The following is a 13,130-nucleotide window of genomic DNA, read 5'->3' on the forward strand; positions in this document are numbered from 1 at the left end:
CACAGAAGCATAAGCCTTGATGTTACCGCGGATGCCCTGCGCAACCGCGAACACCGCAGCGTCGTCAGACGCGTCGGCAACACGGAAGCCGGTCTGAACCCGCTTCGAGGTGACATCGAGAGAAGCGTTGGTGCTGCGCAGCGACGACAAAGCTACGAGCGCGCCAACGTTGGTATTGACGGAATTAGCCATTTTTAAGCTCCTATTCTAGGATCACAGATGGGTGCTCTCTTTTGAGAACTACCGGGGTTAAAGCAGATTGCTGTAACAAGTGTCAATCGGAAAAACTGTTTCCTCGCCCCGGTTCATCGCTAAAAGTCATTATTTTTCAAACACCTTAACAGGTCGTTAACGAACTAAACCCGCATGGATTATGGTTAATGACTCGTCATATAGCTGAAATATAACAACATTTCGCACATTATGAGGGCGGATCCTGTTCCAGGGCCGCAACCACCGCCGACCAGTCATCCGGCCGGGCCTGTCGCAGGATCGACACGCTGTCATACCAGCGACTCCCCGCGCCTGCCTCAGGCCAGTACCAGAGTCGCCCGCGCCCACGTGGCAGCAGCAGCCGGGTCGGCACCCCCAGCGCGCCAGCCATATGCACCACCGTGGTGCTGACGCTGACTAGGCCATCCAGGGCCGCCGTCTGCGCTGCCAGCGCATCCAGGTCCGTCATGCTGTCGATGGCAGGATCGTGGTGGATCGCTACGCCATGCCCGCGCAGCAGGTGCAGCTCCTCGGTCACATCGCCATATTGCTGGCACACCCAGAAAACATCCGGCCGCGCCAGGGCCGGCGCCAGAAGCGTCAGTGGAATGCTTTTGTGCGCGCCGATGGTGACATTGCCACTGCGCCAGCTCAGGCCTATCACGCGTCGCTGCGTGCCAGCCATAAGGCGGTATTCATTCTGCAGCCGCTCACGCTGCAGCGCATCGGCCAGCAGGTAACGCCCCTTGCCGGCGAAATCGGTTTCGCTCCGGCGCAGGATGGCGCCCAGACTGCCGAACGGACATTGCGCCGTGGCGGCAACCGGGGTGCCGCGCGCAACAACTGTGACATCACTGCCGGCGAAGGATCGCGCAAACAGGGCAACGAGGCGCGGCTCCACGGCAATCACCAGCCGGGCACCGCTCTGACGCCGAGCATCCTCCAGCATGGTGCCATAGAGAATCTGGTCGCCCGCGCCCTGCTCGCCCCAGAGCAGCAACACTGCATCGGCCATCGCCTCACCAGTCCAGCGCGGCAGACCGAGGCCCCAGTCGCGTTCCTTGTAATCGGGATTGCGCCAGCGCCATTCATAGGCAGGCCAGCCATTCGCATAATCGCCACCGGCCAGTCGGAACACGCCTTCATTCATGCGTGCGACCGGCCATTGCGGCGCGATCAGACGCAGCTTGTCGAAATGCGTCTGCGCACCGGCTTTATCATCCAGCTCCTCCCACAGCAGCATGGCCAGGTTATTGCGCGCCTGCGCATGCTGCGGCTGCAGGCGTAACGCCCGCTCGAAGTGCCGCCGCGCCGCAACCGGATCGCCATGGCTGCGCAGCAGGTTCGCCAGATTGTAATGCCCCTCGGCGTAATCGGGGTCGAGTTCCAGCGCGCGGGTATAGGCCGCCATCGCTTCATCATTGCGACCCAACGCGAGCAATGCCGTAGCAAGATTGCCATGGAAGCCGGCCTCGTCCGGTTGCACGGCAATCGCCTGTTCGATCAGCGCCAGCCCACCGGCATGATCACCGGTCTGGTCCTTCAGCACGCCAAGCAGATGCAATGCGTCAGCCTGTTTCGGCTCGCGCGCCAGCACCGCCTCATAACCGGCACGGGCGGCGGCATGCTCTTTCGCCTGATGATGGGCCACGGCCTGCCGCAGCATGGCCGCGATGCTCTCGCTCATCGCGGCTGTTCCCCATGCCAGCGCCGCAATGCATCGGCGACCTGCGCGATCGTGGCCGTCCAGTCGTCACTGCGGCCATTGGGCTGGCGGAACAGGCGCAGGGCAGGATACCACGGGCTGTCCGAGCGTTCGAGGAACCAGTACCACAGCCGCCCGGCACCACCCGGCACCAGCGCCCAGCAGGGCCGCCCGAGCGCTGCGGCGATATGCAGCCCGCTGTTACTGGTGCCGATCACCAGATCCATCGCCGCTGCCTGTGCCGCATAACGGTCGATATCGGTCAGCTGGTCGACACTGGCGTCATGCAGGATCTCCACACCGAGCTGTTGCTTGACCGCAGCGCGCTCGTCAGCCGTATCGCCATATTGCAGATCGACGAACAGGATATCCTTCTGCTGGATGCCTGATTGCTTGAGGATGGGTGCCCAGGCCGCGAGCGGCACCGATTTGAAATCGCCGAACATGGCATTCTTGCTGCGCCAGGTCAGGCCCACGACATGGCGCTTGCCCAATCTCTCGCATTCTGCGCGATAGCGCGCGCGGAACTCGGCCACCAGATTCGGATCGGCCTTGAGATAGGCCTGCGCCGGCGGGAAATCCGCCAGTGTCGGCCGCAGCACGGCACCCAGCGCACCGATGCCGGCCTGCGCATCCGCCATGGCGGCAATGTCCTTGTCATGGCCGGCATTCATCGCCTCGATATGCAGGTCGGGGAACGAGCGCCGCAGCAGCGGCACCAGCCGCACATCGGCGGCAAAGATCGGTACGACGCCGCGTGCAGCCAGCGCAGGCAGCATCTGCGCGTAGATCACCTGGTCGCCGATGCCCTGTTCGCCCCAGATCAGCAGGCGTTGGCCGGGTTGCAACTGCCCGCCCCAGTCGGACAAACGGTCGCGGAAAATCTTGCCGCGCGGATCGACCGTGCCGGTGAGCAGCCGCGCACGATACAGTGGCCAGCCTTCGGCCAGTTCGCCAAGCGACAGCAGCAACAGGCCGAGCTTGAGGTCGACATCGGCAAGCACATCATCGCTGCGCCGGTTCCGCGCCGCATGGGCGGCGCGGTAATCCGCCAGTGCCCCCGCATAATCGCCACGCTGTTCGCGCAGGGTACCGCGGCCGGCAAGCACCATGCCGTCATCGGGCGACAGGATCATGGCGCGGTCGATCTCGCGCATCGCCTCGGCGCCGCGATCCAGCAACTGCAGGGCGATGGCGCGATTGACCAGAATCTCGATGCGGTCGGGCGCAAGCCTTGCCGCCCGGTCGAGACAGTCCAGCGCCGCGGCCACGCGCTGCTGCTTGATCAGCAATACGCCCAGCAGCAGCAGGCTGCTCACCCGATCAGGTGCCTGCGCCAGCACCGCTTCGAGCACCTGCACCGCCTCGGCCACCGTATCGGGCCGCTGTATCCTTGCCAGCGTGGCGGCATAGTTCTCGCGGATATCCGGATTGTCCGGCGCCAGCGCGATGGCCTTGCGCTGATGCAGCAGGGCGTCCTCGTAACGCCGCTCGGCACGCAGGGCCAATCCGGCCAGATCGCGCAGATCGGCGGCCTGCGGCTCGGCCTGCACAGCCAGGCCAAGCTCCACGATGGCTTCCGCCATCTGCCGTTCCGCCATCAGTGCGGCGATCAGGCCACGGCGTGCGCCGGCATGGTCGGACTGCAGGATCAGCGCGGTGTTATAGGATGCAATGGCGCTCGCCCGGTCGCCCTGCCCGAGCAGCGCCATGCCAAGGTTGCTGTGAAAATCTGCCGCCTGCGGCACCCGCGCGATGGCCTCGCGGATCAACGCCGCGGCTTCGGCATGCTGCCCCTGCTGGTCGGCGATCACACCGAGCAGGTGCAGGGCATCGGCCTGACCCGGCACCAGTTGCAGCACCATGCGATAACATGCGGCGGCATGCGCATGGTCGCCGGCCTCATGGGCCTGCACGCCGGCCTGCAGCCATTGTACCGGGGTTTCGGGCTTCGGCTCAGTCATGGCGATCCAGCAGGGCGTTGAGCTGCGGCAGCACCGAGGCCCAGTCGCCGGCCTGCGCCTGCCGCACCAGACGGATCGAGTCATACCACGGCGTCGTTTCGCCTTGCGGCGGCCAGTACCACATGCGGCCGCGGCCGGCCGAGAGCAGGATGTCGCAGGGCACTCCAAGCGCGCCGGCGAAATGCACCGTCGAATTGCTGCTGCTGACCACGGCATCGAGGGCGGCGATCTGCGCCGCCAGGCCATCGAGGTCACGCATGGCATCGATCTCGGCATCCTGGTGGATGGCGATGCCGTGCCGCCGGGTGAATTCGGCGATCTCGGCCGCGACCTCGCCATATTGCAGCGAAATCCAGACAAAGCCCGGCCGCTGCAGCACCGGCAGCAGCGTTTCCAGATCCAGGCTTTTGTAACGGCCGACATGCCAGTTGGCGCTGCGCCAGGACAGGCCGACCAGCCGGTCGCCCGGTTTGCCGAGCGCCGCATAGCGATTGCGCAGCATCACACTGCGCGTCGCATCGGCCTGCAGATAGCGGCCACTGCCGCAGTCGGCCGGGCTCAGCCGCAGCCATTGCCCCAGACTGCCAAGCGGGCATTGCACATCCGCGGCAACATCGGCACCGCGTTCCACCACGGCAGCGCCCGTCTGCGCGAGCGAGCGTGCAAACAGCGGCACCAGCCTAGCTTCGACGGCGACCGTGACATCACCGCCTCCGATACCTTCTCTGGCACGGCGGATCGCATCGGGCAGCATCGTGCCATACAGGATATGGTCGCCGATGCCCTGTTCGCCCCAGAGCAGCAGATGCCGGCCGTTCAGCGGCTCACCGCTCCAGCGCAGCAAACCGCCGCCCCAATCCTGCTCGCCAAACCCATCGAAACGCCAACGGTGCTCGTATTCCTGCCAGCCGCGCGCATAGTCGCCGATCGAGAGCAGGAACAGGCCGTAGTCCATATGCGCTTCGGCCACATCACGGTGGATCTCGAACACGCGTTCAAACGCGGCGCGCGCGCCAGCCACATCATTGGCAAGGCTGAGCGCGTAGGCCAGGTTCTTCTGTACCTTGAGAAACTTCGGTCGCTGGGCGATAGCGCGGCGATACCAGTCAGCAGCCGCCGCGAAGTCTTCCCGTTCCAGCGCGTCATTGCCGATGCCGTTCATCGCCACGGCATCATCGGGGTTGAGTGCCAATGCCGTGTGGAACGCGGCCAATGCGCCGGCCTTGTCGCCGGTGCGACGCCGCGCCAGGCCCAGCATGCTGGCGATCTCGGCATTCTGCGGCGCACGGGCGGCGGCAACCTCGAAACAGGCCAGCGCCTTTTCAGTCTCACCCAGATCGAGCAGGCACCGACCCTGTTCACTCAGAAGAAGCGCACTGGGGCGCGGCAGCTGGGGCAGACTCCGCTCCAGCAGAGCGGCGGCTTCGGCCGGACGCCGCTGCTCGCGCAAAGTGCTGGCCAGCAGCTGCAGCGCGTAGACGTCCTGCGGTGCGGCGGCGACGGCTGCCGAGAAATACGCGATAGCCTCTGCGGCCTGCCGGTCCTGCCTGGCGATCAGGCCAAGCCGCGTCAGGGCCGCGACATTGCCGGCATCCAGTTTGAGCACGAGTTCGCAGGCTCGCTGTGCATCGCCAAGATGTCCACTCACATGGAGCCTCTTGGCCGTGCCGAGCGCCTGGCGGATTTTCTGAGCGATCCTGTCGGGCTGCATGATACTCTGCCGAGACTTATGCCATGACCGTTAATGGATTGGTAATCCCCGGCGATCCGGGAGCACAGATGTGATTTTTCCCAAGGCGACTTCCCCCAAAGCGATTCCCCCAGGGACGATTCCCTCCGCACTGACCGGCTCCAGCGCCTCGACAACAACCGCGCCGGAACAGCTGGCCGGGCCGGCCGCCTATACCCATGCCCTGCTGCACGACTTCGGCGGCTATTTCCTGTCGCTCGGCCTGCTCAGCCTGGGCGGCATCCTGCTGCTGCCCATGATCACCGCCAGCCTGAGCCCGGCGGAACTGGGCCTGTTCAGCCTGGTCGATACCGCATTGACGCAGGGCCTGACCCTGGGCCTGCTCGGCCTGAAATTTTCCTATCTCTACTACTATGCCCATATCCCGTCGCAAGAGCGCCCGCGGCTGCTCGGCAACACCCTGATCCTGTGCGGCGCGGGCAGCCTGGTGGTCGGCATCCTGCTGGCCGGGCTGTTTGGCAGCACCACCGTCATGGCGCAATTCGATGCTGTGCCACTGCCGATGGCCTGGCTGCTGGTGCCACTGCTGTTCATCGGCGCGACACAGGTGGTGCTGTTGACCGAGCTGCGCGCCGCGCGCCATGTCAAGCTCGCCGGCGTGATCGCGGTGGCCCAGCTCGCCCTGTTGCTGACCTGCAGCTACTGGATGGTTGTGAAGCAGCGCTATGGCCTGCCCGGCCTGCTAGGGGCACAGTTGATCGCCCAAGGCAGCGCCACCCTTGGTGCGCTGGTCTTGCTGTTGCCAAGACTGGCTCTCGACTTCGACATCGCGCGATCGCAAAGGCTGTTGCGCTATGGGCTGCCGATGATGGGCAGTCTGACCCTGCGCTATGCCCTCGATACGATCTGCCGCTTCCTGCTGGCCGCGCTGGTCTCGATCGAGGCGGCCGGCCTGTTTCTGGTGGTCAACCGCGTCACCATGCTGTTCGAGGGCCTGCTGGCAACACCCTTCCTGATGGCCTTTGGCGGTCTGGTGCATCATGCCCTGCGCAAAACCGATGCGGCGCAGATTCTCGGCCGCATCAGCAGCGTGATGCTGGCCGCCGGCGCCGGCTTTGCCCTGATCCTGCTGGCGCTGCGCGAACCGCTGTTCCTGCTGCTGGCGCACGATCCGCTGCCCGGCAGCGCGGGCCTGTTCGCGTTGCTGCTGCTGTCGCGGCTGGTGATGACGGTGCGGTCGCCACTGACCGCCGGCATGCTGCGCGACGGCCGTACCGGCTGGTCGGCCACCAACAGCCTTCTGGCCCTGGTGCTGTTCCTGGCCATGATCTGGCCGGCCGCGACCCTGGCCGGTGCCACCGGTACCGCCTTTGCCATGCTCGCCGCCAACCTGATTGCCACCCTGCAACTGGCGGTGGCCGCCCGGCGGCAGTGCCTGCAGCATCTGCAACCTGAGGCCTGGGCCCTGGCCGCGCTGCTGGCGGTTGCCACGGCTGCCATTGCGCTGCTCGGCAGCCTGCCCCTGGCGCTGTGGGGTGTTATACTGGCGGCCGCCGGCTGGCTGTCGCTCCGACTGCTTCGTCATGTGCACGTCATGGATCGGCTATAGTGGTGCGGCATGACGATTCGCAATCTCGATAAACTCTTCGCGCCCAAATCGGTTGCCGTGATCGGCGCTTCGGGCACGCCCGCCCGTGTCGGCAGCGTGGTGCTCGACAATCTGATCCGCGGCGGGTTCAACGGCGCGATCTGGCCGGTCAACCCGAAATACCGCAGCTTGCAGGAACTGCCCTGCTACGCATCCGTGCGCGCCCTGCCCGGCGTGCCCGACCTCGCCGTCATCGTGGTGCCGCCGGCCGCCGTGCCCGAACAGATCGCCATGCTGGGCGAACTGGGCTGCCGCGCGGCCGTGGTGCTGACGGCTGGCCTGTCGACGCAGAGGCTGGCCGATGGCCGCAGCCTGCAGCAGGCCATGCTGGATGCCGCCAAACCGTATCTGCTGCGCATCCTGGGGCCGAACGGAATCGGCCTGATCATTCCGGGCCTGCGGCTGAATGCCAGCTTCGCCCATGCCAATGCCGCACCGGGCCAGTTAGCTTTCGTCAGCCAGTCAGGTGCATTGTGCACCATCGTGCTCGACTGGGCCCGGCAGCATGGTGTCGGCTTCAGCCATTTCCTCTCGGTAGGCGATTCCGCCGACGTCGATTTCGGCGACATCATCGACTATCTCGCCACAGATCCGCAGACGCGCGCGATCCTGCTCTATATCGAGTCGGTGAAAAACGCGCGCAAGTTCATGTCGGCCGCCCGTGCGGCTGCTCGCAACAAGCCGATCGTCGCGGTCAAATCCGGCCGCAATGCGCGTGCCGCCCAGGCGGCAGCCTCGCATACCGGCGCGCTGGCCGGCGGCGACGATGTCTACACGGCAGCACTGCGCCGCGCCGGCATCCTGCGCGTGAATGGTGTCGAGGAACTGTTCGACACTGTCGAGACACTGGCGCGCAGCCGCCGCCTGCCCGGCGAACGGCTCGCCATTGTCACCAATGGCGGCGGCCCCGGCGTGATGGCCGTGGATACGCTGATCGAATGCGGCGGCACCATGGCCGACCTTTCTGCTGCCACGCTGGATGCGCTGGATGCCACGCTGCCGTCAACCTGGTCGCATGGCAATCCGGTCGATATCATCGGCGACGCCCCGAGCCAACGCTATGCCGATGCGCTGAAGATCGTGCTGGCCGATCCCGGCGTTGACGCGGTGCTGGTGATGCATGCCCCCACCGCCATCGTGCCGTCGCTGCAGCCGGCACAGGCCGTGATCGAAACCGCCCGCGGCGCGACCAAGAATGTGCTGACCTGCTGGTCAGGCGGCGAAGCCGTGCAGGCCGCGCGGCGCGCCTTTGCCGAAGCGGGCCTGGCGTCCTACGAGACGCCGGATGCCGCGGCGCGCGCCTTCATGCATATGGTGGATTACCGCCGCAACATGAAGAACCTGATGGAAATTCCGGCCGAGCTGCCGGAGAATTTCTCACCCGATCACGCCGCCGTGCGCACCGTGATCGAGATTGCGCTCCGCGAAGGGCGCAGCATGTTGAATGAAATCGAGGGCAAGCGCATTCTTGCCGCCTATGGCATCCCCGTGGTGCCCACCGAAGCCGCCATCGACACCGCCTCCGCGGTGAGTGCCGCGCAGCGCATCGGCTATCCGGTCGCGCTCAAAATCCTGTCGCCTGACATCACGCATAAATCCGATGTCGGCGGCGTCGCGCTGAACCTGAGCAGCAAGGCAGAACTGGTTACCGCGGCAGAAGCGATGCTGGCCCGCGTGCGCAACCGCCGGCCCGATGCCCGCATCGACGGCTTTACCATCCAGGCGATGATCCGCCGGCCGCGCGCCCATGAACTGATCGTTGGCGCGCTGACCGACCCGATCTTCGGCCCGGCCATCATGTTCGGCCAGGGCGGCGTCGGCGTCGAAGTGATCGGCGACCGCGCCGTGGCGCTGCCGCCGCTCAACATGCATCTGGCGCATGACCTGATCGACCGCACCAAGGTCAGTCGCCTGATGGCCGGCTATCGCGATTTCCCACCGGTGGATCGCGATGCCCTGGCCGCCCTGCTGATCCGCGTCGCCCAGATGATCGCCGACCATGCCGAACTGGCCGAGTTGGACATCAATCCGCTCTATGCCGACGATCAGGGCATGGTGGCGCTGGATGCACGCATGGTGATCCGTCCCAGTGCCGTGCACGGCCATGACCGGCTGGCGATCCGGCCCTATCCCAGTGGCCTGGATGAGACCGTCACGCTGCGCAGCGGCGAAAGCGTGCTGCTGCGCCCGGTGCGGCCCGAGGACGAGCCGGCGCATGAGGATTTCCTGCAGCGCGTATCGGCCGAGGACTTTCGCCTGCGCTTCTTCTCGCCGATGCGCCAGCTGCCGCATAGCGAGATGGCACGCTTCACCCAGATCGATTACGAGCGCGAGATGGCCTTCATCGCCACGCGCCCCAATCCGGCCGATGCTGACGGTCCTGCCGAGACTCTGGGCGTGGTGCGCGCGATCACCGACCCCGACAATCTGCGCGCCGAATTCGCCGTGCTGGTGCGCACCGACATGAAGGGTCAGGGGCTCGGTGAATTGCTGATGCGCAAGATCATCGACTACTGCCGCCAGCGCGGCACCCGCGAGATCGTCGGCGACATCCTGCGCGAAAACCAGGCGATGCGAACCCTGGCGGCCGAACTGGGCTTCCAGCGCGTGGGGTCCGGCAGCACGGGCAGCGACGTGGTCGAGGTCCGCCTGCCGCTGCAGGGCTGAAAACCGCTTAAATCGCGGTTTATGGTGGGGTTGCCGGAAGCACCCCCGCTCTCTATCTTAATCGTGCCGGGACGGTGGGTTCCGGGAGCCCCGTTTGCCGCCATGATTGATCCTTTCGGCCGTTCGATTTCCTATCTGCGCGTGTCGGTCACTGACCGCTGCGATTTCCGCTGTGTCTACTGCATGGCGGAAGACATGACCTTCCTGCCCAAGGCCGATGTGCTGAGCCTGGAAGAACTCGACCGACTCTGCTCGGCCTTCGTGCGCATGGGCGTGCGCAAATTGCGGCTGACCGGCGGCGAACCGCTGGTGCGACGCGGCATCATGACCCTGATCGACAATCTGGGCCGCCACCTGAAGAGCGGCGCGCTGGACGAACTGACGCTGACAACCAATGGCAGCCAGCTGGAGAAATATGCCGATGGACTGGCGGCAGCCGGCGTGAAACGCATCAACGTTTCGCTCGACACGCTGGACAGCGACAAGTTCACCGAGCTGACCCGCTGGGGCAAGCTCGACAAGGTGCTCGCCGGGCTGCAGGCCGCCAAGGCGGCCGGGCTGCAGGTCAAGATCAATGCCGTGGCCTTGCGCGGCGTCAACGACATGGAATTCAACGACCTGATCGCCTGGTGCGGCGACGAGGGCTTTGATCTGGTGTTCATCGAAGTGATGCCGATGGGCGAGATCGGCGAGGCCGCGCGGCTCGACCAGTATATGCCGCTGTCGATGGCGCGCGCGCAGATCCAGCGCAAATGGACCCTGGAAGAGACCGATTACAAGACCGGCGGGCCGGCGCGGTATTACACCGTGGCCGAAACCGGGCGGCGGCTGGGCTTCATCACGCCGCTGACCCATAATTTCTGCGAAAGCTGTAACCGCGTGCGGCTCACCTGCACCGGCACGCTGTATATGTGCCTGGGCCAGAATGATGCCGCCGACCTGCGCGCACCGCTGCGCCTGTCGGAAAGCGACGCGCCGCTGGAAGATGCCATCCGCGAAGCCATCGCACGCAAGCCCAAGGGCCACGACTTCATCATCGACCGCCGCCAGGCGCCCGCCGCCGTGCCACGCCACATGAGCGTGACGGGCGGTTGATCAAGACTGGCGGCTGATTAGTCCTTACTCACGCCATTGGCCAGCGTGTACTGGTCGGCACGCGCTCTGTAGCTGAAGCCCTTGCGCAGGGCCCAGCTGGTCACCTCGATATGCAGCGGGATCAGCGCCTGATCGTCCAGCGCCATCTTGGACCCCTGCTGCAACAGCAGCTCGCGCTTGCCGGCATCCACCGTGTGGAGCGCCTCCTCGATCACGGCATCCAGCGCGGCATTGGAATAGCGCGTCTTGTTGGCGGCACCGAAACCCTTGTCGCGATTGACCGTGGCGACGATGGAGCGCAGCGGATTCGACATCTCGCCGGTGCCGGCCGCCCAGCCGACCAGGCCGGCGGAATATTTGAACTCGTCGCGGTTCTTGAAGAACACCGTTGCATTCACTGCGTCCACCTTGGTCTTCACGCCGATGCGGGTCCATTGCGAGGCCACAGCCTGTGCCACCTCGGAATCGTTGATGTAGCGGTTGTTCGGCGAGCCCAGCGTGATTGTGAACCCATTCGGGTAACCCGCATCGGCCAGCAGCTTCTTGGCCGCGTCCGGGTTATAGGCTTCCGGCCTGGCGTCCTTGCGGGTGCCAAACATCGGGCTGGGCAGAAAATCGCCAGACGGCTTGCCCAGGCCTTCCATGATGCGGCTGGCAATCGCCTCGCGATTGATCGCCATCGACAGTGCCTTGCGCACCCGCACATCGCGCAGCGGATTCTTGCCCTCGGTATCGGGGATGCCGGCGGTCGGCTCCGACTGGTCCAGCGAGATATAGATCAGCCGGTTCGACACCACGTCGCTGATCTTCACAGTCGGATTCTCGCGCAGTTTTTTCATGTCGGCCGGCGGCGGATTTTCGATCATGTCGACATCGCCGGCCAGCAGCGCTGCCACGCGGGCGGCATCGTTCGACATCGGCCGGTAGATCACCTGGCTCCAGGCCGGCTTGCCACCCCAGTAATCCGGATTGGCCGCCAGCACCAGGCGGTTGCCGCGCGTCCATTCGACGAACTTGTATGGCCCGGTGCCGACCAGGCCCTCACCCTTGTTGAGCGCCTCGGTGGTCATGCCCTCGGCGACATCGGCCTTCGCGGCTTTCGACGACATGATGGCAACGCGGCTGAGATCGTTGGGCAGCAGCGGCGCCGGCGCCCGGGTGATGAAATGAATGGTGTGGTCGTCGATCACCTTCACATCGCTGAAAGCGCGCGCGAACAGCGTAAACGGCGACGGACTGTTCGGCACCTTGGCCGTGCGCGCCATCGAGAACACCACATCGGCGGCCGTGAAGGGCGAGCCGTCATGGAACCGCACGCCCTTGCGCAGACGGAATTCCCAGGTGGTGTCGTCCAGCGTCTTCCAGCTTTCGGCCAGGCCCGGCGTCAGTTTCTGGGTTTCATCCTGCTGGATCAGCGTGCCGAAGATCGAATAGGCGATCTGGTTGTTGATCGTCAGGTTGAAGTAATGCGGGTCGAGCGAATTCAGCTCACCCGACAGACCGATCCGCAACTCCTGCGCCTGCACCGGCAGGCTCAGACCCAAAGCCAGCACCGCCGCCGCCAGCGGCTTCCAGACCGATATCGCCATCACGCAAACCTCTATTTCAGGGTGATCCGGTGCGCGAATGTCTGCCCATCGGACATGGTCAATTCCTCGAATCCCATCATACGGGCGAGATCGAGAAAGGTCAGCACGTCCTGCAGGTTATTATCGCGGAACATCGGGGTGCCGCGGGCGATGCTGGTCAGCTGTGCCAGCATGGCGCGGGCCTGGTAGAGGCCGCGGAAACCATGACTGCCGATGGCGACGATGATCAGCCGCTCGAAATCCTCGCCCTTGGCAAACATCACGAAGGTGGGCGGATAGGCCCGCCCGTTCTGCTGATAGGCCAGGGCGGTGACGAAGCCGAGCCGCGTGTCGCTGCTGGCCTCTGGCATCACCGCGGCACGCGCCCTGTAGGTCTCCCGGGAACTGACCGGTGGATAGTAATAGCCCGCATGACGGTCGGTATCCGCCGCCGGCGCCGGTCCGGCAAACAGCAGCAGACCCAGAGCCATCAGCATGGCGTGAAGCATGATTCGTGATGTCGACATCCCATTCCCCCTCGTTATCGCGCCGGCCCGTTATGATCGCGCAGGCCATGGGG

At 65.2% G+C, this 13,130-nt stretch carries 8 protein-coding genes and 1 pseudogene; 3 read left to right on the forward strand and 6 right to left on the reverse strand.

All coding sequences use genetic code 11. The features are described from left to right. The 4 genes and pseudogenes from AAG799_RS12535 to AAG799_RS12550 all read right to left on the reverse strand — a co-directional run. Positions 1-192 (reverse strand): annotated as a pseudogene (locus AAG799_RS12535) (flagellin); the annotation flags it as partial. A gap of 229 nt (positions 193-421) precedes the next feature. Further along, on the reverse strand, positions 422-1,900 hold the full coding sequence (locus AAG799_RS12540; protein ID WP_341896342.1) for a tetratricopeptide repeat protein: 1,479 nt from the start codon (positions 1,898-1,900) through the stop codon (positions 422-424). Next, a complete protein-coding gene (locus tag AAG799_RS12545) occupies positions 1,897-3,882 on the reverse strand; it encodes a tetratricopeptide repeat protein (protein ID WP_341896344.1) in 1,986 nt (661 codons plus the stop codon). The genes AAG799_RS12540 and AAG799_RS12545 overlap by 4 nt, the downstream gene beginning before the upstream one ends. Further along, complete coding sequence (locus AAG799_RS12550; protein ID WP_341896345.1) at positions 3,875-5,530, reverse strand: tetratricopeptide repeat protein; 1,656 nt, start codon at positions 5,528-5,530, stop codon at positions 3,875-3,877. Before AAG799_RS12550 ends, AAG799_RS12545 begins: the two co-directional genes overlap by 8 nt. Positions 5,531-5,663: 133 nt before the next feature. On the opposite strand from AAG799_RS12550, the gene AAG799_RS12555 reads away from it, so the two are divergent. The 3 genes from AAG799_RS12555 to moaA all read left to right on the forward strand — a co-directional run bounded on the left by AAG799_RS12555 (position 5,664) and on the right by moaA (position 10,982). After that, positions 5,664-7,181 (forward strand): oligosaccharide flippase family protein, encoded by a 1,518-nt coding sequence (locus AAG799_RS12555; protein WP_341896347.1) that lies wholly within the window; start codon positions 5,664-5,666, stop codon positions 7,179-7,181. A gap of 9 nt (positions 7,182-7,190) precedes the next feature. Continuing rightward, positions 7,191-9,887: a bifunctional acetate--CoA ligase family protein/GNAT family N-acetyltransferase gene (locus tag AAG799_RS12560; protein ID WP_341896349.1), complete on the forward strand. Its 2,697-nt coding sequence runs from the start codon at positions 7,191-7,193 to the stop codon at positions 9,885-9,887. A 102-nt stretch (positions 9,888-9,989) separates the two neighbouring features. Beyond that, positions 9,990-10,982, forward strand: a complete 993-nt coding sequence (moaA, locus tag AAG799_RS12565; protein ID WP_341896351.1) for a GTP 3',8-cyclase MoaA — start codon at positions 9,990-9,992, stop codon at positions 10,980-10,982. A gap of 17 nt (positions 10,983-10,999) precedes the next feature. Here moaA and AAG799_RS12570 read toward each other — a convergent pair whose 3' ends face one another. Together AAG799_RS12570 and AAG799_RS12575 are read right to left on the reverse strand one after the other, a co-directional pair. Further along, positions 11,000-12,571 (reverse strand): ABC transporter substrate-binding protein, encoded by a 1,572-nt coding sequence (locus AAG799_RS12570; protein WP_341896353.1) that lies wholly within the window; start codon positions 12,569-12,571, stop codon positions 11,000-11,002. Between the two features lie 11 nt (positions 12,572-12,582). Further along, positions 12,583-13,077, reverse strand: a complete 495-nt coding sequence (locus tag AAG799_RS12575; protein ID WP_341896355.1) for a molybdopterin-guanine dinucleotide biosynthesis protein A — start codon at positions 13,075-13,077, stop codon at positions 12,583-12,585. Positions 13,078-13,130 lie beyond the last annotated feature (53 nt).

Source organism: Ferrovibrio terrae (assembly GCF_943371255.1).
GTDB lineage: Bacteria > Pseudomonadota > Alphaproteobacteria > Ferrovibrionales > Ferrovibrionaceae > Ferrovibrio > Ferrovibrio terrae_B.